Annotated in this window: 22 protein-coding genes; 20 read left to right on the top strand and 2 right to left on the bottom strand. The window is 69.4% G+C overall.

Features of this window, described 5'->3' with window-relative positions:
- Positions 1-9: 9 nt before the first annotated feature.
- The 8 genes from pyrR to ACFVDI_RS22850 all read left to right on the top strand — a co-directional run bounded on the left by pyrR (position 10) and on the right by ACFVDI_RS22850 (position 7,005).
- On the top strand, positions 10-585 hold the full coding sequence (pyrR, locus tag ACFVDI_RS22815; RefSeq protein WP_378910664.1) for a bifunctional pyr operon transcriptional regulator/uracil phosphoribosyltransferase PyrR: 576 nt from the start codon (positions 10-12) through the stop codon (positions 583-585).
- Entirely contained in the window at positions 582-1,523 is a 942-nt protein-coding gene (locus ACFVDI_RS22820) for an aspartate carbamoyltransferase catalytic subunit (protein ID WP_378910667.1), read from the top strand. Before pyrR ends, ACFVDI_RS22820 begins: the two co-directional genes overlap by 4 nt.
- The gene (locus ACFVDI_RS22825; protein WP_378910671.1) at positions 1,520-2,806 is read left to right on the top strand and encodes a dihydroorotase; all 1,287 of its coding nucleotides are present in this window, start codon (positions 1,520-1,522) and stop codon (positions 2,804-2,806) included. The genes ACFVDI_RS22820 and ACFVDI_RS22825 overlap by 4 nt, the downstream gene beginning before the upstream one ends.
- A 128-nt stretch (positions 2,807-2,934) precedes the next feature.
- A complete protein-coding gene (locus tag ACFVDI_RS22830) occupies positions 2,935-3,696 on the top strand; it encodes a methyltransferase domain-containing protein (protein WP_378910673.1) in 762 nt (253 codons plus the stop codon).
- Between the two features lie 111 nt (positions 3,697-3,807).
- Complete coding sequence (locus tag ACFVDI_RS22835; protein WP_378910675.1) at positions 3,808-4,326, top strand: TrmH family RNA methyltransferase; 519 nt, start codon at positions 3,808-3,810, stop codon at positions 4,324-4,326.
- Positions 4,327-4,357: 31 nt separating this feature from the next.
- Positions 4,358-4,708, top strand: coding sequence for a DUF2200 domain-containing protein (locus tag ACFVDI_RS22840; protein WP_378910678.1), 351 nt, complete (start codon positions 4,358-4,360; stop codon positions 4,706-4,708).
- 141 nt (positions 4,709-4,849) lie between these two features.
- Positions 4,850-6,460, top strand: coding sequence for an ABC-F family ATP-binding cassette domain-containing protein (locus ACFVDI_RS22845; protein WP_378910680.1), 1,611 nt, complete (start codon positions 4,850-4,852; stop codon positions 6,458-6,460).
- Positions 6,461-6,570: 110 nt separating this feature from the next.
- Positions 6,571-7,005 carry a hypothetical protein gene (locus ACFVDI_RS22850; RefSeq protein WP_378910682.1) on the top strand — a complete coding sequence of 145 codons (435 nt, stop codon included), beginning with the start codon at positions 6,571-6,573 and terminating at the stop codon, positions 7,003-7,005.
- On the opposite strand, the gene ACFVDI_RS22855 is transcribed toward ACFVDI_RS22850, so the two are convergent.
- Positions 6,989-7,180: a type II toxin-antitoxin system VapB family antitoxin gene (locus ACFVDI_RS22855; protein ID WP_378910685.1), complete on the bottom strand. Its 192-nt coding sequence runs from the start codon at positions 7,178-7,180 to the stop codon at positions 6,989-6,991. The two genes, ACFVDI_RS22850 and ACFVDI_RS22855, sit on opposite strands and share 17 nt — an antisense overlap.
- Before the next feature lie 154 nt (positions 7,181-7,334).
- Between ACFVDI_RS22855 and ACFVDI_RS22860 the strand changes: the two genes are divergently transcribed.
- Positions 7,335-7,922: an NUDIX hydrolase gene (locus ACFVDI_RS22860; protein WP_378910687.1), complete on the top strand. Its 588-nt coding sequence runs from the start codon at positions 7,335-7,337 to the stop codon at positions 7,920-7,922.
- A gap of 3 nt (positions 7,923-7,925) precedes the next feature.
- Here ACFVDI_RS22860 and ACFVDI_RS22865 read toward each other — a convergent pair whose 3' ends face one another.
- Positions 7,926-8,912 carry a YhcG family protein gene (locus ACFVDI_RS22865; protein WP_378910688.1) on the bottom strand — a complete coding sequence of 329 codons (987 nt, stop codon included), beginning with the start codon at positions 8,910-8,912 and terminating at the stop codon, positions 7,926-7,928.
- A 272-nt stretch (positions 8,913-9,184) separates the two neighbouring features.
- On the opposite strand from ACFVDI_RS22865, the gene ACFVDI_RS22870 reads away from it, so the two are divergent.
- The 11 genes from ACFVDI_RS22870 (at position 9,185) to metK (ending at position 21,281) form a co-directional block, all read left to right on the top strand.
- Entirely contained in the window at positions 9,185-10,129 is a 945-nt protein-coding gene (locus tag ACFVDI_RS22870) for an AIM24 family protein (protein WP_378910690.1), read from the top strand.
- Positions 10,130-10,283: 154 nt separating this feature from the next.
- On the top strand, positions 10,284-11,420 hold the full coding sequence (gene carA, locus ACFVDI_RS22875; RefSeq protein ID WP_378910694.1) for a glutamine-hydrolyzing carbamoyl-phosphate synthase small subunit: 1,137 nt from the start codon (positions 10,284-10,286) through the stop codon (positions 11,418-11,420).
- A gap of 3 nt (positions 11,421-11,423) precedes the next feature.
- Positions 11,424-14,759 carry a carbamoyl-phosphate synthase large subunit gene (carB, locus tag ACFVDI_RS22880; protein WP_378910701.1) on the top strand — a complete coding sequence of 1,112 codons (3,336 nt, stop codon included), beginning with the start codon at positions 11,424-11,426 and terminating at the stop codon, positions 14,757-14,759.
- Positions 14,756-15,796: a quinone-dependent dihydroorotate dehydrogenase gene (locus ACFVDI_RS22885; protein ID WP_378910706.1), complete on the top strand. Its 1,041-nt coding sequence runs from the start codon at positions 14,756-14,758 to the stop codon at positions 15,794-15,796. The genes carB and ACFVDI_RS22885 overlap by 4 nt, the downstream gene beginning before the upstream one ends.
- Positions 15,793-16,620 carry an orotidine-5'-phosphate decarboxylase gene (pyrF, locus tag ACFVDI_RS22890; RefSeq protein ID WP_378910708.1) on the top strand — a complete coding sequence of 276 codons (828 nt, stop codon included), beginning with the start codon at positions 15,793-15,795 and terminating at the stop codon, positions 16,618-16,620. The genes ACFVDI_RS22885 and pyrF overlap by 4 nt, the downstream gene beginning before the upstream one ends.
- 126 nt (positions 16,621-16,746) lie before the next feature.
- Positions 16,747-17,196 carry a hypothetical protein gene (locus tag ACFVDI_RS22895; RefSeq protein ID WP_378910712.1) on the top strand — a complete coding sequence of 150 codons (450 nt, stop codon included), beginning with the start codon at positions 16,747-16,749 and terminating at the stop codon, positions 17,194-17,196.
- Positions 17,197-17,384: 188 nt separating this feature from the next.
- Complete coding sequence (gene mihF, locus ACFVDI_RS22900; RefSeq protein ID WP_008356752.1) at positions 17,385-17,705, top strand: integration host factor, actinobacterial type; 321 nt, start codon at positions 17,385-17,387, stop codon at positions 17,703-17,705.
- The gene (gmk, locus tag ACFVDI_RS22905) at positions 17,702-18,337 is read left to right on the top strand and encodes a guanylate kinase (RefSeq protein ID WP_378910715.1); all 636 of its coding nucleotides are present in this window, start codon (positions 17,702-17,704) and stop codon (positions 18,335-18,337) included. The genes mihF and gmk overlap by 4 nt, the downstream gene beginning before the upstream one ends.
- A gap of 7 nt (positions 18,338-18,344) precedes the next feature.
- The gene (rpoZ, locus tag ACFVDI_RS22910) at positions 18,345-18,674 is read left to right on the top strand and encodes a DNA-directed RNA polymerase subunit omega (protein WP_328530395.1); all 330 of its coding nucleotides are present in this window, start codon (positions 18,345-18,347) and stop codon (positions 18,672-18,674) included.
- Between the two features lie 67 nt (positions 18,675-18,741).
- Positions 18,742-19,953 (top strand): bifunctional phosphopantothenoylcysteine decarboxylase/phosphopantothenate--cysteine ligase CoaBC, encoded by a 1,212-nt coding sequence (coaBC, locus tag ACFVDI_RS22915; protein ID WP_378910720.1) that lies wholly within the window; start codon positions 18,742-18,744, stop codon positions 19,951-19,953.
- A 128-nt stretch (positions 19,954-20,081) separates the two neighbouring features.
- Positions 20,082-21,281, top strand: a complete 1,200-nt coding sequence (metK, locus tag ACFVDI_RS22920; RefSeq protein ID WP_378910723.1) for a methionine adenosyltransferase — start codon at positions 20,082-20,084, stop codon at positions 21,279-21,281.
- Positions 21,282-21,343 lie beyond the last annotated feature (62 nt).

Here is a 21,343-nt window from a genome sequence, read left to right on the forward strand (position 1 = left end):
ACCACAACCTTGTCTGATGTTGTCCCCGTGCCCGCGACCGATGGTCGCGTCGTGCTCGACTCCCGTGACATCTCCCGGGCGCTGACCCGGATCTCCCACGAGATCCTGGAGCGCAACCGCGACGCCGAGGACCTGGTGCTGCTCGGCCTGCACACCCGCGGGGTGCCGCTGGCCAAGCGGATCGCCGCGCGGATCGAGGCCGCCGAGGGGCATCCGGTCGCCCATGGTGCGCTCGACGTGACGATGTACCGCGACGACCTGCGCACCCACCCGACCCGGGCGCCGCACCACACCGAGATCCCGCCCGGCGGCATCGACGGGAAGACCGTGGTGCTGGTCGACGACGTGCTCTTCTCGGGGCGCACCGTCCGCGCCGCGCTCGACGCGCTGGCCGACTACGGCCGTCCCGCCGTCGTACGTCTGGCGGTTCTCGTCGACCGCGGCCATCGGCAGCTGCCGATCCGGGCCGACCACGTCGGCAAGAACCTTCCGACGGCGCGTTCCGAGCGGGTCGGGCTGCGCCTGGAGGAGACCGACGGGATCGACGAGGTACGCATCGTGGAGCTGGAAGGAGTGCCGGCATGACGCGCCATCTGCTGTCCATCGACGACGTGAGTGCCGAGGAGATCCAGCAGCTCTTCGCGACCGCCGCCGAGATGCACGACGTCCAGAAGCGTGAGGTCAAGAAGCTCCCGGCGCTGCGCGGGCGCACCGTGATCAACCTCTTCTTCGAGGACTCGACCCGCACCCGGTCCTCCTTCGAGATCGCCGGGAAGTGGCTCTCGGCCGACGTCATCAACCTGTCGGCGAAGGGCTCCTCGGCCTCGAAGGGCGAGTCGCTGCGCGACACCGTGCTGACCGTGACCGCGATGGGCGTCGACGGCCTGGTGATGCGTCACTCGGCCTCCGGTGCGGCCCACCAGGTCGCCGGCTGGCTCGACATCCCCGTGATCAATGCCGGCGACGGGATGCACGAGCACCCGACCCAGGCCCTGCTCGACGGCTACACGCTGCAGCGTCAGCTCGGCGGACCCGGCTCGCTGGCGGGCAAGCGGATCGCGATCGTCGGCGACCTGACCCACTCCCGGGTGTTCCGGTCCAACGTGAAGTCCCTGAGCAAGCTCGGCGCCTCCGTCGTCGCGGTCGCGCCGCCCACGCTGATGCCGTCCGGTGTCGGCGAGTGGGCCAAGGCCGACGGCTTCGCGACCTCCTACTCGCTGGACGACGTGCTGCCCGAGGTCGACGCGGTGATGATGCTGCGCGTCCAGCGGGAGCGGATGAGCGGCGGCTACTTCCCGACCTCGCGCGAATACACCGTGGGCTACGGGCTCACCCGGCAGCGGCTCGGGATGCTGCGCGAGGGCGTCCCGATCCTGCACCCGGGCCCGATGAACCGTGGCCTGGAGATCTCTCCCGAGGCCGCCGACGCCGCCTCCTCGCGGATCCTCGACCAGGTCTCGGCCGGCGTCGCGATCCGGATGTCCGTCCTCTACCACCTGCTTGCCGGCGAGGAGTCCGCATGAGTCTGTTGATCAAGGGAGCCTCGGTCCTCGGGGCCGAGCCGACCGATGTGTACGTCGAGGAGGGAGTGATCCGGGAGATCGGCACCGTCTCCGCCGCCGCGGACGAGATCGTCGACGCCTCCGGCCTCGTCCTCCTCCCGGGCCTGGTCGACCTGCACACCCATCTGCGCCAGCCGGGCCGCGAGGACGCCGAGACGGTCGCCTCGGGCGCGGCCGCGGCCGCTGCCGGCGGCTACACCGCCGTGCTCGCGATGGCCAACACCTCCCCGGTCACCGACACCGCCGAGGCCGCGGTCTCGGTGTGGGAGCTCGGCCGCGAGGCGGGCCTCGCCGACGTGTTCCCGGTCGGCGCGGTGACGAAGGGCCTGGGCGGCGAGGAGCTGGCCGAGCTTGCGCTGATGAACCGGTCGCGTGCCGGGGTCACGGTCTTCTCCGACGATGGTCGCTGTGTCTCCGACCCGCGGGTGATGCGGCGTGCGCTGGAGTACGTCAAGGCGTTCGGCGGCGTGATCTCCCAACACTCCCAGGACCCTTCGCTGGCCCCCTACGGCTCGGCCTGCTGCCACGAGGGCGAGCTCTCCGGACGACTGGGTCTGCCCGGCTGGCCGGGTGTCGCCGAGGAGGTCATCGTCGCCCGTGACGTGATGCTCGCCCGCCACACCGGATCGCGCGTCCACGTCGCCCACGCCTCCACCGCCGGCACCGTCGAGGTGCTGCGCTGGGCGAAGGCCCAGGCCGAGAAGGACGGCAGCTGGGCGGTCACCGCGGAGGTCACCCCGCACCACCTGCTGCTCACCACCGACCTGCTCTCCGGCTACGACCCGACCTTCAAGGTCAACCCGCCGCTGCGCCCCGCCGAGGACGTCGAGGCCCTGCGCTCGGCACTGGCCGACGGCACCATCGACGCCGTCGCCACCGATCACGCCCCGCACGCGCGCCAGGACAAGGAGCACGCCTTCGTCGATGCCGCCTTCGGCATGCTCGGGCTCGAGGAGGCGCTCTCGGTCGTCTCGACCGTCATGGTCTCCTCCGGGCTGCTGGACTGGGCCGGCGTCGCCCGGGTCATGTCCACGACCCCGGCCCGGATCGCCGGGCTCGAGGGCCACGGCCGCCCGGTCGCGGTCGGCGAGCCGGCCAACCTGACCCTGGTCGACCCGGCCGCGACCTACGTCGTGGATCGCGACCGCTCGCTCTCGCTCTCCCGCAACAACCCCTGGCACGACCGCAAGCTCACCGGCCAGGTGGTCGGTACGTGGCTGCGTGGCGCACGCACCTTCGGCTGAGGGCGGGGCATTTCCCCGCCATGGTGGGGAAATGCGGGGACTGAGCTCCTTCCTGGACGGCACTTTCCCGCCATGGCGGGAAAGTGCCGCCGGACGGCTTGGCCACGCAGTGGGTAGGGTCCGCCGTCATGAGTGACGTCTTCTCCGACAGGCTCGCGCAGTGGCGCGCCTACACGGCAACCCCGTGGGGCCGGATCCGCTACACCGTGGTCGAGGAGATCCTGCGACGCCAGTGCGCGGAGCTGGGGGAGGGGCTCCGGATCCTGGACGTCGGTGGTGGCGACGGGATGGACGCGCTGCCGCTGGCCCTGGCCGGGCACGAGGTCACCATCCTCGACCCGTCCGAGTCGTGGCTGGCCGAGGCGAAGCGTCGGGCGGCGGAGGCCGGTGCCTCGCTCACCACGCTCGTCGGTGGCGTCGACGATCTCCCGGATGGGGAGTGGGACCTGGTGCTGTGCCACTTCGTGCTCCAGTACCGACCGGCCGACGCCGGAGACGTACGCCGCCTGGCGGCCGCCCTCCGCCCCGGCGGCCGGCTCTCGGTGATGGTCCCCAACCCGGCGAGCATGGTGCTGCGGCAGCTGGTCACGGGCGGTCCTGATGCCGCGCTGACCGAGCTGCGCGCGGACACCAAGCGCACCGTGACCTTCGACCATGACGTACGGAAGGTGGCGATGGGCGACCTCGAGGCCGAGCTCGCCGCCGCCGGCCTGCGGCTCACCGGTCGCTTCGGCACCAGGATCGCCAACGACCTCCTCACCGACGACGCCGCCAAGCACGATGCCGCCTACTTCGGCCGCCTCCTCGTGCTGGAGCGCGCGCTGTGCGACCAGGAGCCGTTCGTACGTATCGCCGGGATGTACCAGCTCGTCGCTGAACGCCCGGCCTGACCCGCGATGGGGCTATCCTCGTCGTCGCACCATCCGTACGTCGATGGCTCGGCGCCGCCGCTGAAGGGCGCCACTACTCATGATCATGTCGGGAGCCACCACCACGCGTCGATGAGCGGCGCGAAGACCAAGCCCCGCGAGCTGCGGGCCAAGCGGCGACCTGGTCGCCACTCGTGCTGGGATCACCTTGTCATCGCGCCGCTCTGGGTCGCGTACGACGCGAACCTCGGCACCCTGCTGCGGACGTGCGACGCGATCGGGGCGTGTCTGGCCGTGCCACGCACCAAGCACTATCTCGACGCGCTGCAGGTCGGTGACACGCTTCGCGGCCGGCGGCCGTGCGTCCACTGGGTGACGCCGAGCAAGGAGAGGTGGATCGCGAAGCAGCGCGATGCCGGCAGACGGATCGTCGCCGTCGAGCTCGCAGACGGGGCGACGCCGCTCACCCGGCTGGCGCCGGCACGGGAGTCGACGGTGCTCCTGCTCGGCCACGAGCATCACGGAGTGCCCGATGACATCCTCGCCGAGGTCGACGAGTGCGTCGAGATCCCGATGGTCGGCTGGGGAGCGAGCCTGAACGTCGCGGTCGCGGGGAGCCTGGTCGCCTACCGGCTGGCCGGGCTGTCATGACGGCGCCGCGAACGGGGTTAGGCTCGACAGCGTGGATAACCTCGAGCGCGTCTACAAGATGCCCTTCGGCTCCGTCTACCCGCACTACGTGACGAAGGTGGAGAAGAAGGGTCGCACCACGGCGGAGCTGCACCAGGTGATCACCTGGCTGACCGGGTTCGACGACGAGGCGATCGCGAAGCACATCGAGGCGGAGACGAGCTTCGAGGAGTTCTTCGCGGCCGCCGACCTCAACCCGAGCTCGGACCTGATCACCGGCGTCGTCTGCGGGGTCCGGGTCCAGGACATCGAGGACCCGGTGATGCGCCAGGTGCGCTACCTCGACAAGCTCGTCGACGAGCTGGCCAAGGGCAAGGCGATGGAGAAGATCCTGCGCGCGTAGCCGTGTTCGGTCAATCGGTTGGACGGCGCAGCCGTCCGCCGCGTACTCTTTACTCATCATGAAGATCTCGCGCTGACCTCCGACCCGCGGCCGCGGCACCTGCCCGGCGGGTCGTCCTCGAACCCGAAGGCCAGCGCTCTCATGTCTAGCAACCCTGTTGTCGTCCGCGACCTCTCCGTCTCCTTTCGCAGCGGCTCCGTTCTCGCCGGGATCGACCTCACCGTCTCCCCGGGCGAGCGGATTGCGCTCGTGGGGGAGAACGGGGCCGGCAAGTCCACACTGCTTCGCGCTATCGCACGCCGGCTTCCCGCCAGCGCCCAACGCACAGGCACGCTCGAGATGCCGGACGACCTCGTCTGGCTGCCGCAGGAGCCACCGTTCCGCGATTCCGCGAGCATCGAGGACGTACTCGCGACCACCCTGCGCCCTCTACGTGAAGCCGTCGCGACGGTCGAGACGCTCGCCGACCGGCTCGACGACCCCGAGGTCGCCGAGACGTACGCGCGCGCCCTCGACTTCGCCGTCGCCCATGACGCGTGGGACGCCGACCGTCGGGCCGTCGTTGCCGCGGAGCGGCTCGGTCTGAGCGGGCTGGACCGCGATCGTCCGATCAGCACGCTCTCGGGCGGGCAGCGGACTCGGCTGGCGCTGGCGACCGCGATCACCCGCCGGCCGGACGCGCTGCTGCTCGACGAGCCGACCAACCACCTCGACGACGAGGCGGTCACGGTGCTGGGGGAGTTTCTGCGCGATCTGCCCGGCGTCGTCCTAATGGCCTCCCACGACCGGGTCTTCCTCGACGAGGTCGCCACCGGGCTCTTCGACCTCGATCCGACGGCCTTCGGCACCGACGGTGCCGGTGGCCGGCTCTTCGGCGGTGGCTGGAGCGCCTACGAGGAGGCCCGGAAGGCCGCGCGCGAGCGGTGGGAGCAGACCTACGCCGAGCAGCAGGAGGAGCTCAAGCGTCTGCGTACCGCGACCAAGATCGGCAACGACGCGATCGCCCACAACCGTGGCCCGACCGACAACGACAAGTTCATCTACAAGTTCAAGGGCAGCAATGTCGAGCGCACCGTCGCCCGCCGCAAGAAGGACGCCAACCGGCGGCTGGAGGAGGCCGAGGAGGCACAGGTACGCAAGCCGCCTCCGCCCCTGCGGCTGAACGCCGCGTTGTCGGCCGCCGGGACGAGCGGACGGATGGTCGTCGTACGCGACCTGGTGGTCGAGGAGCGGGTCAGCCTCCCGGTCCTCGACATCACGGCGGGGGAGCACCTGCTGATCACCGGGCCCAACGGCAGCGGCAAGTCCACGCTGCTCGGGGTGATCTCCGGCCGGGCGAAGCCCACCTCGGGTGAGGTCCAGGTCAGTGCCCGGCACGTCGAGGAGCTCACCCAGGACCCGCAGTTCGGGGACCTGCGGCGCAAGGTCGCCGACGTCTACCGCGAGTCGGTGGGGGAGGTCCTGGCGACGGAGGTGCCGCTGCGCGACCTCGGCCTGGTCCACCCGCGCGACCTCAACCGGCCCGTCGGTGCGCTGAGCGTCGGGCAGCGTCGCCGGCTGGACCTGGCGATCGCGATCGCTACCGGTCCGGACCTCTTGCTCCTCGACGAGCCGACCAACCACATCTCGCTCACCCTGGCAGGTGAGCTGGAGGAGGCGATCGGTGTCGCAGCGGGCACCATCGTCGTCGCCTCCCACGACCGTTGGCTGCGCCGACGCTGGGCCGGCCCGGAGCACCGCCTCGTGCCCTGAACGGGGCGCTGACGGGCCACTTACGAGCGAAGCCCTGTGGATGAGCAGCGTTATCCACAGGGCTTCGGATCGTCGTTGTCCTCGTCGGCGGCCCGTGGTGCCGTAGACCCATGACCGACAAGAACCCGTACGCTCCCGTCCTCCGCACCCAGGCCGACGTCGAGGCCGCCTGGCGACATCTGATCAACCCGCTCGGATGGCCAGAGCCACGGCTGTGGTTCATGTTGGTCGATCCTGACGGGGTCCCGTTCCCGCAGCTGTGCCAGATCGAGGGGCTGCCGGTGGAGATCGCCGGTGACGGTGCCGCCAACCTCGCCACGATGCTGCATGACCTGATCGATGCGCACGGCTTCGACAGGGTCGCGCTCCTGCTGTGCCGACCGGGCGGCGGCCCACCGAACCGCTCAGACCGGAAGAACGCCGCCGAGCTCTACGACGCGTGTGTCGTGGCGGGGGTGCCGCTCGATGTCGTCCACCTCGCGACCGACCACGACTTCTGGCCGATCCCGCAGGACGCGCTCGGGGAGGTCAGAACTCCAGCGTGACCTTCGTGTCGCCGAGGTCGCGCTCGACGATCCGGTCGAACTCGGCCGCCGCGGCCTCCCGCTCGACCAGGTCCCGCAGCGCGTGGTCGATCGCAGCCTGGTTGGTCGTCGTGCCGGCGATCTTCCTCGCCTCGGCCAACAGCTCCTCGTCGATGCTGATCGACGTCTCGGTCATTGCGTACCCCCGCACGTAATCGTGATGAAACATCGAAACGCTAGCGGCGCGCACCATGTAACGCAATGACCTGCGACAACCGTCACATCGTGTCGCACTCAACCGCTTCCGGGCGGAGACGTGGTGTCGGTCGTCACCTCTAGGGTGCTCGACCATGAGCCCGGAGGACCGACTGCTGACCGACATCGCGATCATGGTGGACTCGATCGAGCCGCTGGACGCCGTGGAGAGCGGCCACATCGCCGACGCGTCGGCCTGGTTGCACGCGACCGACGACGTCTTCCGGCGCAGCACCGCTCCCACCGAGCCGGCCAAGCACCTGGTCTCCTACTTCCTCCTCGTCGACCCGGTCAGCGGCCACGTGCTGCTGGGCGACCACCGCAAGTCGGGCCTCTGGCTGCCTTCCGGCGGCCACGTCGAGCCCGGCGAGAACCCCGCCGAGACCGTGCGCCGCGAGTGCGTCGGGGAGCTCGGCGTCGAGGCTGCGTTCCATCCCGCTCTCGGCCCACGCCCTCTCCTGGTCACCATCACCAACACCCGACCTGACCGGCCCGACGTGCACACCGACGTCAGCCTCTGGTTCGTCCTCGCTCATGACCGCAACCAGCCACTGCGGCCCGACGAGCGGGAGTACGCCGCCGTGCGCTGGTGGGCGCCCTCGGATGTCCGGGCCGCCGACCCCGCGGCGTTCGACCCGCACATGGGCCGGATGCTCGACAAGCTGGAGACTCTCGGAGCCTGAGCCTCACTCCGGACTGCTCAACTCCTGCTGCAGTCGCTCAACGCTGGGCAGGCTGGCTTGCAGCTGATACTCAGCGATGCCGAGAGGTTGGGTCGCACCGCGCAGGGAGTACTCCGCGACGACCTGGTTGCGGCTCTGGCACAACAGGATCCCGATCGTCGGGGCATCGTCGGCATGCGCCATCTCCCCGTCGACCGCCGCCAGGTAGAAGTTCAGCTGTCCGAGATGCTCGGGTTTGAACTTCCCGGCCTTGAGCTCGATGACGACGTAACAGCGCAGACTGAGGTGGTAGAAGAGCAGGTCGATGAAGAAGTCCTCGCCGCCGACCTCGAGAGGCACCTGGCGCCCGACGTACGCGAATCCCACGCCGAGCTCGACGAGGAACTGGGTGACGTGGTCGACGAGCGCCTGTTCGATGACCCGTTCGCGCGCCTCGTCGCCGACACCGAGGAATTCGAAGTTGTACGGGTCCTTGACGATCTCGCGGGCGAGATCGGAGGTCTCGGGCGGGAGGGTCCGTTCGAAGTTACTGATCGCTCGACCAGATCGCTCCAGCGTGCGGGCTTCGATCCGGAGCACCAGTACGTTGCGCGACCAGCCATGCTCGACTGCGGCGCGGGCGTATCCGAGGCGATCCTCAGGGGTGTCGAGCTTCTCGAGCAGGGCGATCTGGTGATACCAGGGCAATTGTGCAAGCGGTGCTTGCACAATTGCCGACGCGGGCCAGCATGCGGCGAAAGCCCGCATGTATCTGAGGTTCCGGGATGAGAGCCCGGTCATGTCGGGAAACTCCGATCGCAGATCCTGCGCGACTTGGTCGATCACCTTCGCACCCCAGCCCTGAGCGGACTGGCGGTCGACGATCTGGTTGCCGATGTGCCAGTAGAGCTGGATGAGCTCGGTGTTGACGGCGAGCGCGGCACGCTGGCGGGCACTGCGGATCTGGGTCTTGAGGTCACCAAGCCATTCGATGTAACCCTCGGGCAGCACAGAGGCGCCTATGGCGCTATTACTCACCCTCGCGACTGGCGGCTCCTTCTCGCAGACCTGGCTGGCCCGGTACTTCGGAGTGATCGCCTGAGTTGCCTCGATCAGATCATCCGCTCGAGCTCGGGTCCAGCAGGCACGCCGGAGCCCCGATCCTGGTCGCCACGGTCACAAGATCGGGCGAGCGTGCGGAACACCGGTGAGTCGCGCATCGGACACATGCCAGGATGGAGGCGAGAAGGACCGATGTGGGTCCGTGAACGCAAGGGTTAGAGATGACGGACGCAGCGTGGTACCCGGACCCGACCGGACAGGCCGAGCTTCGCTACTACGACGGGAGCCAGTGGACCGAGCACGTGTCCACGGGCGGGCAGCAGTCGACGGCGCCCCTGACGCCGCCTCAGGCCACCGTGGAGCAGGAGGCTCCGACGCAGGTCGGGTCGGCGCAGGCCGTGCAGGCGGCGTACGGCGACCACGCCCAGGCGCAGCAGGCCCAGTACGGGCAGCAGCCCGCCCAGGCCCAGCAGCCCGCGGGCGACGCGTTCGCGGGGATCTCCGGTGACCTGATCGACGGTCGCTTCTCCGAGATCGAGGGCAACGGCGCGGTGCTGCAGAACAAGAAGCTCCTGCGCGTACGCGTCGGCGAGCCGTTCCAGGCGCGCCAGGGCTCGATGGTGGCCTACCAGGGCAACGTGCAGTTCAAGTACCAGGGCGGCGGCGTCGGCAAGTTCCTCAAGAAGGCCGTCACCGGTGAGGGTCTCAGCCTGATGGGTGTCGAGGGCCAGGGCGACGTCTTCCTGGCCGACGCGGCCAAGGAGGTCCACATCCTCCAGCTGAACAACTCGGGCATCTCGATCAACGGCGACCACGTGCTCGCCTTCTCCAACAGCCTGCAGTGGAACATCGAGCGGGTCCAGGGCGCCGGCATGCTCACCGGCGGCCTCTTCAACACGACCCTGCGCGGCACCGGCTGGGTCGCGGTCACCACCGAGGGCGATCCGGTGGTTCTGAACGCGGGCGAGGCCCCCACCTTCACCGACACCAACGCCGTCGTCGGCTGGTCCCTCGGCCTGCAGACCAGCCTGCAGAAGTCGTTCACCGCCGGCGCGCTCATCGGCCGCGGCAGCGGCGAGGCGTTCCAGGTCGCGTTCCACGGTGCCGGCTTCGTGATCGTGCAGCCGTCCGAGGGCGCGGTCGTCCCGCCCCACTCGCACAGCTGAGCCCGATCAAGCCGGCCGACTGCCGCGTACGTCACATGCTGGCGTACGCGGCGGACGCCAACTGCCGTCAACCGGCATCTGCTTGATACTGTCACCAGCAAGTTGACCGACATCCTTTAAGCACCGTCCTGTGAGGCGGAGAAGGAGGTACGGCGTGCCGCTGCATGCCCACAAAGAAGCACTCCTCGTACTCGAGGATGGTCGAACGTTCAGGGGAGAGTCGTTCGGCGCCGAGGGTGAGACCTTCGGCGAGGCGGTCTTCTCCACCGGCATGACGGGCTATCAGGAGACGCTGACCGACCCGAGCTACCACCAGCAGGTGGTCGTGATGACCGCTCCCCACGTCGGCAACACCGGCGTGAACGACGAGGACCCCGAGTCCCGCAGGATCTGGGTCGCTGGCTACGTCGTGCGCGACCCCGCCCGGGTCTCCTCCAACTGGCGCGCGCAGCGCACCCTCGACGACGACCTGCGCGACCAGTCCGTGGTCGGCATCAGCGGGATCGACACCCGCGCCCTGACCCGTCACCTGCGTGAGCGCGGCGCGATGCGTGTCGGCATCTCGACGATCGAGACCGACCCCGAGGCCCTGCTGAAGAAGGTGCTCGCCTCCGCCGAGATGAGCGGTGCGAACCTCTCCGACGCGGTCAGCACCGCCGAGGCGTACGTCGTTCCCGCCAAGGGCGAGAAGCGGTTCACCGTGGCGGCCCTCGACCTCGGCATCAAGGAGATGACCCCGGAGCGGATGGCTGAGCGCGGCATCGAGGTGCACGTGCTCCCGGCGACCGCGACCCTCGAGGACGTCCTCGCGACCGAGCCGGACGGACTCTTCTACTCCAACGGCCCCGGCGACCCGGCCGCGACCACCGGCCAGGTGGAGCTGCTCAAGGCGGCGCTGGCCGAGAACATCCCCTACTTCGGCATCTGCTTCGGCAACCAGCTCTTCGGCCGCGCGCTCGGCTTCGGGACCTACAAGCTCAAGTACGGTCACCGCGGGATCAACCAGCCGGTCATGGACCTCACCACCCGCAAGGTCGAGGTCACGGCCCACAACCACGGGTTCGCGGTGGACGCCCCGATCGGCGAGGAGACGCAGACCGAGTTCGGCATCGCGACCGTCTCCCACGTCAACCTCAACGACGACTGCGTCGAGGGCCTCGAGCTCAAGGACGCCGAGACCGGGAAGCTCAAGGGCTTCTCCGTCCAGTACCACCCGGAGGCAGCGGCCGGCCCGCACGATGCCGCCTACCTCTTCGACCGGTTCATCTCTCTCATGGCGAAGGAGGTCTGAGCGATGCCCAAGCGCGAAGACATCAAGTCCGTGCTCGTGATCGGCTCCGGTCCGATCGTCATCGGCCAGGCCTGCGAGTTCGACTACTCCGGCACCCAGGCCTGTCGCGTGCTGCGCGAGGAGGGCATCCGGGTCGTCCTGGTCAACTCCAACCCGGCCACGATCATGACCGACCCGGAGTTCGCCGACGCGACCTACGTCGAGCCGATCACCCCGGAGTTCGTCGAGAAGGTCATCGCCAAGGAGCGCCCCGACGCGCTGCTGGCCACCCTCGGCGGCCAGACCGCGCTCAACTGCGCGGTGGCGCTCGACGAGCGCGGGATCCTGGAGAAGTACGACGTCGAGCTGATCGGCGCGACCATCGACGCGATCCAGCGCGGTGAGAACCGCGAGGAGTTCAAGAAGATCGTCGCCGAGCTCGGTGGCGAGAGCGCCAAGTCGGTCATCTGCCACAGCATCGACGACCTGCTCGCCGGCGCCGAGGTGCTCGGCTACCCGCTGGTTATCCGGCCGAGCTTCACCATGGGTGGCTCCGGCTCGGGCTTCGCGTTCGACGAGGCCGACCTGCGGCGCCTGGGCGGCGCCGGCCTCGCGGCCAGCCCGACCACCGAGGTGCTCCTGGAGGAGTCGATCCTCGGCTGGAAGGAGTACGAGCTCGAGGTCATGCGCGACCGCAAGGACAACTCGGTCATCGTCTGCTCCATCGAGAACCTCGACCCCATGGGCGTGCACACCGGCGACTCGATCACCGTCGCCCCGGCGATGACGCTGACCGACCGCGAGTACCAGAAGCTCCGCGACCTCGCGATCGGCATCATCCGCGCCGTCGGCGTGGACACCGGCGGCTGCAACATCCAGTACGCCGTCAACCCGGCCGACGGCCGGATCATCGTCATCGAGATGAACCCCCGCGTCTCCCGCTCGAGCGCGCTGGCCTCGAAGGCGACCGGCTACCCGATCGCCAAGATCGCCGCCAAGGTCGCGATCGGCTACACCCTCGACGAGATCGAGAACGACATCACCACCGGGCCGAACGGCTCGACCGCCGCGTCCTTCGAGCCGACCCTCGACTACGTCGTGGTCAAGGTCCCGCGCTTCGCCTTCGAGAAGTTCCCGGGCGCCGACACCACGCTGACCACCCACATGAAGAGCGTGGGCGAGGCGATGGCGATCGGCCGCAACTTCACCGAGGCTCTGCAGAAGGCCCTGCGGTCCCTGGAGAAGCCCGAGGCGGTCTTCGACTGGACCCAGGAGGTCGTCGAGCTCGACAAGCCTGCGCTGCTCGAGGAGATCAAGACCCCGACCGACGGCCGACTCAAGCGGGTCATGGACGCGATCCGAGCCGGTGCGACGCCGGAGGAGATCTTCGAGTCCACCAAGATCGACCCCTGGTTCATCGACCAGCTCTTCCTGATCAACGAGATCGCCCAGGAGATCATCGCGGCGCCCGAGCTGACCGCCGACGTGCTCCGCTACGCCAAGCGCCACGGCTTCTCCGACTACCAGCTCGGCAAGATGCGCGGCATGACCGCGGACGTCGTTCGCGGCGTACGCCACGCGCTGAACATCCGCCCGGTCTACAAGACGGTCGACACCTGCGCGGCCGAGTTCGAGGCGCGTACGCCCTACCACTACTCCTCCTACGACGAGGAGACCGAGGTGGCGCCCCGGGAGAAGGAGGCCGTGATCATCCTCGGCTCCGGTCCCAACCGGATCGGCCAGGGGATCGAGTTCGACTACTCCTGCGTGCACGCCTCCCTCGCGCTCAGCGAGGCCGGCTACGAGACCGTGATGGTCAACTGCAACCCGGAGACCGTCTCGACCGACTACGACACCTCCGACCGGCTCTACTTCGAGCCGCTCACCCTGGAGGACGTGCTCGAGATCGTCCACGCCGAGCAGCAGGCCGGCCCCGTGGTCGGCGTCATCTGCCAGCTCGGTGGCCAGACCCCGCTCGGTCTCGCGCAGGCGCTCAAGGACAACGGCGTGCCGATCGTCGGCACCAGCCCCGAGGCGATCCACCTGGCCGAGGAGCGCGGCGCCTTCGGCCGGGTGCTCCACAAGGCCGGCCTGGTCGCGCCGAAGCACGGCATGGCCACCACGTTCAACGAGGCCCGCGAGATCGCTGCCGAGATCGGCTACCCGGTCCTGGTGCGTCCCTCCTACGTCCTGGGCGGACGCGGCATGCAGATCGTCTACGACGACGAGGCGCTGCGCTCCTACATCGAGGCCGCGACCGAGGTCACCCCGGACAAGCCGGTGATGGTCGACAAGTTCGTCGATGACGCGGTCGAGATCGACGTCGACGCCCTCTACGACGGCACCGAGCTGTTCCTGGGCGGCGTCATGGAGCACATCGAGGAGGCCGGGATCCACTCCGGCGACTCCTCCTGCGCGCTGCCGCCGATCACCCTCGGCGCGGCCGAGGTCGAGCGGATCCGCACCGCCACCCTGGCGATCGCCGAAGGTGTCGGCGTCCGCGGCCTGCTCAACATCCAGTACGCACTCGGCTCCGACGTGCTCTACGTCATCGAGGCCAACCCGCGTGCCTCCCGCACCGTCCCGTTCGTCTCCAAGGCCACCGCGACCCCGCTGGCCAAGGCCGCCGCGCGGGTGATGCTCGGGGAGTCGATCGCGGAGCTGCGTACGGCCGGGGTGCTGCCGACAACGGGCGACGGGGGAGCGCTGCCGCCCAACCAGCCGATCGCGGTCAAGGAAGCGGTCATGCCGTTCAACCGGTTCCGCACGCCGGAGGGTCAGCAGGTCGACACCGTGCTCGGCCCGGAGATGAAGTCGACCGGCGAGGTGATGGGGCTCGACTCCGACTTCGGCCGCGCCTTCGCCAAGAGCCAGGCCGGCGCGTTCGGCCCGCTGCCGACGTCCGGGCGGATCTTCGTCAGCATGGCCAACCGTGACAAGCGCACCATGATCTTCCCGATCAAGGTGCTCGCCGACCACGGCTTCGAGATCTTCGCGACCGAGGGCACCGCCGAGGTGCTGCGCCGCAACGGCGTGGCGTCCCGGGTGATGCGCAAGCACTCCGCGGGCACGGGACCGGATGGCGAGAAGACCACCGTCGAGCGAATCCTCGACGGCGAGGTCGACCTGGTCATCAACACGCCCAACGGCACCTCCAACGCCAAGTCGGCCCGGATGGACGGCTACGAGATCCGCACCGCGGCGATCGTCTCCAACATCGCCTGCATCACCACCGTCCAGGGCCTCGGCGCCGCGGTGCAGGGCATCGAGGCGCTGCGGCGCGGTGAGATCGACGTACGCAGCCTGCAGGAGTGGCGCGACGTCGTCGGCCACCACGACGGCGGGGTGTCGGCCAAATGAGGGCCTATCGCGCCCTGTTCGACAAGGTGCTGACGAAGACCGATCCGGAGCGGGCCCACCAGCAGGCGTTCGCCGCGATCCGGGCCGCCGGCCCTGCGCTGTCCAGGACGCGTACGCCGGGTTCCCCCGTGCACGCCATGGGGCTCACCTTCCCGAACGTGATCGGGCTGGCTGCGGGCTTCGACAAGAACGCGGTCGGGATCGACGCCCTGGGCGGTCTCGGCTTCGGCCACGTGGAGATCGGCACCGTCACCGGCGAGGGCCAGCCGGGCAACCCGGCTCCGCGGCTGTTCCGGCTGCCCGCCGACCGTGCGGTGATCAACCGGATGGGCTTCAACAACGACGGTGCCGAGGCAGTCGCGGCCCGGCTGGCCAGCCGCCTGGAGCGGCGTGGCACGGCCACCGGCGGACCGATCCTCGGCATCAACATCGGCAAGACGAAGCTCGTGCCAGAGGACGACCAGGCCGCGGTCGAGGCCGACTACGCCAAGTCGGCGCGGCTGCTGGCGCCCTACGCCGACTACCTGGTCGTCAACGTCTCCTCGCCCAACACGCCCGGGCTGCGCACGCTGCAGTCGGTCGAGAAGCTGCAGCCGCTGCTGGAGCACGTGCGCTCGATCGCCGACCAGGTCACCAAGCACCGGGTCCCGCTGCTGGTCAAGATCGCGCCCGACCTGGCCGACTCCGACGTGGTCGAGGTCGCCGACCTGGCCAGCGCCATCGGTCTGGACGGGATCATCGCGACCAACACGACCATCGGCCGCGAGCACCTCGTCTCGACGCCCGCCGAGATCACCGCGGCCGGCGCCGGCGGACTCTCGGGCGCGCCGCTCAAGGCGCGGGCGCTCGACGTCCTACGGCTGCTCCGCAGCCGGGTCAGCCCCGAGATGACTCTCGTCGGGGTGGGTGGCATCGCCACGGTCGAGGACGCCCGCGAGCGCCTCGCGGCCGGTGCCGACCTGCTCCAGGGCTACACCGGGTTCATCTACGAGGGGCCGCTCTACGCCCGCCGGATCGCGAACGGGGTGGCTCGATGAGCTTCGGTGCCCGCTACGTGGCCGCGCTCGCCGAGCGTGGGCGGCTCTGTGCCGGGATCGACCCGCACGCCTCGCTTCTCCTCGACTGGGGGCTCAACGACGACCTCGCCGGCCTGGAGAGGTTCGCCCTGACCGCGGTCGAGGGTCTTGCCCCGCACGTCCCCGTCGTCAAGCCGCAGAGCGCCTTCTACGAGCGCTTCGGGTCGCGTGGCGTCGCGGTGCTGGAGCGGGTCATCGCGGAGTCGAAGGCCGCCGGTGCGCTGGTTCTCCTCGACATCAAGCGCGGCGACATCGGCTCCACCAGCCAGGCCTACGCCGACGCCTACCTCGATCCCGCCAGCCCGCTGGGCTCCGACGCGGTGACGGTGAGCCCCTATCTGGGCTTCGGCTCGCTGACGCCGTTCGTCGAGACGGCCACGAAGTTCGACGCCGGGCTGTTCGTGCTCGCCCTGACCTCCAACAAGGAGGGCCCCGAGGTGCAGCACGCGACGGTCGAGGACGGCCGCAGCGTCGGCCGGGTGATGCTCGACCATCTGCGCCGGCTCAACGAGGCCGAGACGCCGCTGGGCTCCTTCGGCGCGGTCGTCGGCGCGACCATCGACGGCGCGGACGGCGCCGGCGTGGCGTACGACTTCGGGTTCAACGGCCCCATCCTCGCGCCGGGCTTCGGTGAGCAGGGCGGCACCCCGGGCGACCTCGCCCGGATCTTCGGTCCCGCCAACGCCCACGTGGTCGCCAGCACCAGCCGCGGGCTGCTGCGGAAGGGCCCGGACGTGGCCGCGCTGCGCGATGAGGCGCTGCGGCTGCGGGACAAGCTCGGCTGACGGCTGCCGGTTCGTCTAGGTATGCAGACCAACCGTCGCTTCCCAAGCGGAGCTCCGCACGGGAAGCGACGGTTTCGCTGCATACCTAGACCAACCGCCCACCCCCGTGCCTGACAAACTAGCCCGATGACCAGTCTCCGGATAGCCGCCCGGCTCCTCGTCCTGCCGGTCCTCGCCACGAGCCTGAGCTCGTGCGGCGACCCGATCGAGAGCTACTGCGAGTCCCTGAAAGGGCACCAGGAGGAGCTGACGAACACGCTGGGGGAGGGCGGCACCGACGGCCTGATCGCCGCTCTGCCGGTGTTCGAGGACCTCGAGAGCAACGCTCCCGACGACATCGAGAAGGACTGGAGGACGCTCACCGGGGCGATCTCGGGGCTCCGCACGGCTCTGGACGACGCCGGCGTCTCGGCCGACGAGTTCGAGAACGGCGAGCCGCCCGAGAGCGTCGGCGACGCCGAGGCGAGGAAGATCGCCGAGGCGGCGACCGAGGTGAGCAGCACGAAGACGCAGGAGGCATCCGTACGCGTCCAGCAGCATGCCCGGGACGTCTGTCACACGTCGCTGACCCTGTGAACCATCGTGGGAACCATCTTGGGAACCAGATGGACACCAGATAGGCGACCCCGATTGCCGCCCCGGCAACGTAATGGCTAGATTGGCGCGAGCGCTTACTTTCAGCGCTCAGCCGGGGGGCACGATCCCTGTACCGCGCGACCCGGTTGCCCTGTTGACTACACATCTGATCGTGAAAGGGAGTCTTCGTGGCTCTGCCTCCGGACATCACCCCTGAACAGCGCGCTGCCGCGCTCGCCAAAGCCGCGGCCTCGCGCCAGGAGAGGGCTGCTGTCAAGAACAAGGTCCGCACTGGCGGCATGTCTGTCATCGAGGTCATCGAGGAGGGGAAGAAGAACGAGGTCGTCGGCAAGATGAAGGTGATCGACCTGCTGACCTCCCACCCCGGCCTCGGTGAGGTGCGGGCAACCCAGATGATGGAGCGTCTCGGCATCGCGATGAGCCGCCGTGTGCAGGGCCTCGGCCCCAAGCAGGTCGCCGCGTTGGTCGAGGAGTTCGCTCGCCGATGAGTCTGATGACGGACGAGAAGACCTCGACCGGGGCCGGCGAGAGCCAGGAGAAGCGACTGGTGGTCCTGGCCGGCCCGACCGCGGTCGGCAAGGGCACCGTCTCCGCGGCGGTCCGCGACGACCACCCCGAGGTCTTCTTGTCCGTCTCGGCGACGACCCGGAAGCCTCGCGAGGGCGAGGTCCACGGGGTGCACTACCTCTTCGTCTCCGACGAGGAGTTCGACGCGATGATCGCCGGCGGCGAGCTGCTGGAGTGGGCCACGGTCCACAACATGGCCCGCTACGGCACCCCGCGCGGCCCCGTCGTCAAGGCGCTGTCCGAGGGCCGCCCGGCGATGCTCGAGATCGACCTGCAGGGCGCCCGGCTGGTGCGCGAGACCATGCCCGAGGCCATCTTCGTGTTCCTCGCCCCGCCGAGCTGGGACGAGCTCGTACGCCGCCTGGTCGGCCGGGGCACCGAGACCGAGGCCGAGCGGGAGCGGCGCCTGGAGACCGCGCGGGTCGAGCTGGCGGCGGAGAAGGAGTTCGACGTCACCATCGTGAACCACGAAGTTCATCAGGCAGCCGATGAGTTGGTAACCTTGATGACGCTCGGGCTCCCGAGCAAGAAATCCGACCAAGCCGACAAGTGAGGCTCACGTGGCTGCCCCTCAGATCGACGCCCAGGGCGTGACCAACCCCTCGATCGACGACCTGCTGACGAAGACCGACAGCAAGTACAAGCTGGTTCTCTACAGCGCCCAGCGGGCTCGCCAGATCAACGCCTACTACTCCCAGCTCGGCGAAGGCCTGCTCGAGTACGTCGGCCCCCTGGTCGACACCCACGTTCAGGAGAAGCCCCTCTCGATCGCGCTGCGCGAGATCAACGAGGACCTGCTGACCTGCGAGGACATCGACCCGGCCGAGCTGGCCGCCCAGGCTGCCGCCGCCCAGGCCGCTGCTGCCGACGCGCCCGCCGCCGACCTCTGATCTAGGCACTTCGCTGTCCACCCACAGCACCACCCCGGCCGCCGCTCTCGATGAGAGGCGGCCGAAAGTGGTCTTAGGGGTCGCCGGCGGCATCGCCGCCTACAAGGCGGCCGAGCTGCTGCGCCGGTTCACCGAGTCCGGCCATGACGTGACCGTGGTCCCCACGGCCTCCGCCCTCGAGTTCGTCGGCGCTCCCACCTGGGCGGCGCTGTCGGGCAAGGAGATCGCCACCGGCGTCTTCGAGAACATCACCGAGGTCCCGCACGTACGCATCGGGCAGCAGGCCGACCTGGTGGTCGTCGCGCCGGCGACCGCCAACACGCTCGCCCGGGCGGCCCACGGCCTCGCGGACGATCTGCTCAGCAACGTACTGCTCACCGCGCGCTGCCCGGTCGTGTTCGCGCCGGCGATGCACACCGAGATGTGGGAGCACCCGGCCACCCAGGCCAATGTCGCCACGCTGCGTGAGCGCGGCAACATCGTCATCGAGCCGGCCGAGGGCCGGCTGACCGGCAAGGACACCGGCAAGGGGCGACTGCCCGAGCCGAGCGAGATCTTCGAGCTGTGCCGCGCGGTGCTCACCCATGGTGCCCGGGCCGACCTGGTCGGCCGCCACGTCGTCGTCTCGGCCGGGGGCACCCGGGAGTTCCTCGACCCGGTCCGCTATCTCGGCAACCGGTCCTCGGGGCTGCAGGGCTACGCCATCGCCCGTGCGGCGGCGGCCCGTGGGGCCGAGGTGACGCTGGTCGCGGCCAACGTCACCCTGCCCGACCCGGCCGGCCTGAAGGTCGTACGCGTCGGCACCACCGCCGAGCTGCGCGACGCCGTGGTCTCCGCGGCCGAGGGGGCGGACGCGATCGTCATGGCCGCCGCCCCGGCCGACTTCCGCCCGACCGGGGTGAGCGAGGCCAAGATCAAGAAGGCCTCCGACGGCTCGGCGCCGACGATCGAGCTGATGCAGAACCCCGACATCCTGGCCGAGATCTCCCACAACCGGACCAAACCCGGCCAGGTGGTGGTGGGCTTCGCGGCCGAGACCGGGGACGCGACCGGGTCGGTGCTCGAGCTGGCCGCCGCCAAGCTGAAGCGGAAGGGCTGCGACCTGCTCGTCGTCAACGACGTCAGCGGTGGCGCCGTCTTCGGCAGCGAGGTCAACAAGGCGGTCATCCTGGATGCCGACGGAGGCCACGTCGACGTGCAGGAAGGGGCGAAATCCGCCCTGGCAGAGGTGATCTGGGACCAGATCGCCTTACGCCTGGATGAACAACGCACGAACTGACGACACGCCCCGCGCCACGATGAGGACCAGCGCAGCAGTCCTGGGATCCGGGGTCTATGTTTGTCGACCAGAACGATTGACGTATATCGACCTGAACCACCACACGAACCTGTGAAACGGAGCTACACGTGACCGGACGTCTCTTCACGTCGGAGTCGGTGACCGAGGGGCACCCGGACAAGATCGCCGACCAGATCAGCGACACCGTGCTCGACTACCTGCTCGAGCACGACCCCAAGAGCCGGGTGGCTGTCGAGACCCTGCTCACCACCGGCCTGGTCGTCGTCGCCGGCGAGGTGACCACCGACGCCTATGCGCCGGTCGCCCAGCTCGTGCGCCAGAAGATCCTCGACATCGGCTACGACTCCTCCCTCAAGGGCTTCGACGGCCACTCCTGCGGCGTGCAGGTCGCCATCGGCGCCCAGAGCCAGGACATCGCCCAGGGCGTCGACACCGCCGAGGAGCACCGTGTGGAGAGCTCGGTCGACGAGCTCGACCTGCAGGGTGCCGGCGACCAGGGCCTGATGTTCGGCTACGCCTGCGACGACACCCCCGAGCTCTTCCCGCTGCCCATCAAGATGGCGCAGACGCTGGCCGAGAAGCTGACCGCGGTCCGCAAGGACGGCACGCTGGACTACCTGCGTCCCGACGGCAAGACCCAGGTCACCATCGAGTACGACGACGAGAACAAGGCCGTCCGCGTCGACACCGTCGTCCTCTCGACCCAGCACTCCGAGGAGACCAGCCAGGAGCAGCTGCACGCCGACATCAAGAAGTACGTCATCGAGCCGGTGCTCGAGCAGTTCAAGTCCTCGGTCCCCTTCGACGGCTACAAGCTCCACATCAACCCGACCGGCCGCTTCGTCGTCGGCGGCCCGATGGGTGACGCCGGCCTGACCGGCCGCAAGATCATCGTCGACACCTATGGCGGCATGGCCCGCCACGGCGGCGGCGCCTTCTCCGGCAAGGACCCGTCGAAGGTCGACCGGTCGGCTGCGTACGCCATGCGCTGGGTGGCCAAGAACATCGTCGCCGCGGGCCTGGCCCGTCGCGCCGAGGTCCAGGTCGCCTACGCCATCGGCAAGGCCCAGCCCGTCGGTGTCTTCGTGGAGACCTTCGGCACCCACACGGTGCCCGAGGCCAACATCCAGAAGGCGGTCCTCGAGGTCTTCGACCTCCGCCCCGCCGCGATCGTGCGCGACCTCGACCTGCTCCGCCCGATCTACGCCAAGACCGCTGCGTACGGTCACTTCGGCCGCGAGCTTCCCGAGTTCACCTGGGAGCGCACCGACCGCGCCGAGGCGCTCAAGGTTGCCGCCGGCGCCTGATCCACAGCACCACCTGTTGCCGAGTCGGCCCGTCTTGACGGGGCGACTCGGCATGGGTTGTG

Origin of the sequence: Nocardioides sp. NPDC057767 (genome assembly GCF_042798275.1) — a bacterium.
GTDB lineage: Bacteria > Actinomycetota > Actinomycetes > Propionibacteriales > Nocardioidaceae > Nocardioides.

What these genes read in the sequence shown, in the direction of transcription:
- ACFVDI_RS22820 (WP_378910667.1), top strand. Translation starts at nt 582, where the DNA reads ATGACGCGCCATCTGCTGTCCATCGACGACGTGAGTGCCGAGGAGATC.
- ACFVDI_RS22825 (WP_378910671.1), top strand. Translation starts at nt 1,520, where the DNA reads ATGAGTCTGTTGATCAAGGGAGCCTCGGTCCTCGGGGCCGAGCCGACC.
- ACFVDI_RS22830 (WP_378910673.1), top strand. Translation starts at nt 2,935, where the DNA reads ATGAGTGACGTCTTCTCCGACAGGCTCGCGCAGTGGCGCGCCTACACG.
- ACFVDI_RS22835 (WP_378910675.1), top strand. Translation starts at nt 3,808, where the DNA reads ATGAGCGGCGCGAAGACCAAGCCCCGCGAGCTGCGGGCCAAGCGGCGA.
- ACFVDI_RS22845 (WP_378910680.1), top strand. Translation starts at nt 4,850, where the DNA reads ATGTCTAGCAACCCTGTTGTCGTCCGCGACCTCTCCGTCTCCTTTCGC.
- ACFVDI_RS22850 (WP_378910682.1), top strand. Translation starts at nt 6,571, where the DNA reads ATGACCGACAAGAACCCGTACGCTCCCGTCCTCCGCACCCAGGCCGAC.
- ACFVDI_RS22855 (WP_378910685.1), bottom strand. Translation starts at nt 7,180, where the DNA reads ATGACCGAGACGTCGATCAGCATCGACGAGGAGCTGTTGGCCGAGGCG.
- ACFVDI_RS22860 (WP_378910687.1), top strand. Translation starts at nt 7,335, where the DNA reads ATGAGCCCGGAGGACCGACTGCTGACCGACATCGCGATCATGGTGGAC.
- ACFVDI_RS22870 (WP_378910690.1), top strand. Translation starts at nt 9,185, where the DNA reads ATGACGGACGCAGCGTGGTACCCGGACCCGACCGGACAGGCCGAGCTT.
- carB (WP_378910701.1), top strand. Translation starts at nt 11,424, where the DNA reads ATGCCCAAGCGCGAAGACATCAAGTCCGTGCTCGTGATCGGCTCCGGT.
- ACFVDI_RS22885 (WP_378910706.1), top strand. Translation starts at nt 14,756, where the DNA reads ATGAGGGCCTATCGCGCCCTGTTCGACAAGGTGCTGACGAAGACCGAT.
- pyrF (WP_378910708.1), top strand. Translation starts at nt 15,793, where the DNA reads ATGAGCTTCGGTGCCCGCTACGTGGCCGCGCTCGCCGAGCGTGGGCGG.
- ACFVDI_RS22895 (WP_378910712.1), top strand. Translation starts at nt 16,747, where the DNA reads ATGACCAGTCTCCGGATAGCCGCCCGGCTCCTCGTCCTGCCGGTCCTC.
- gmk (WP_378910715.1), top strand. Translation starts at nt 17,702, where the DNA reads ATGAGTCTGATGACGGACGAGAAGACCTCGACCGGGGCCGGCGAGAGC.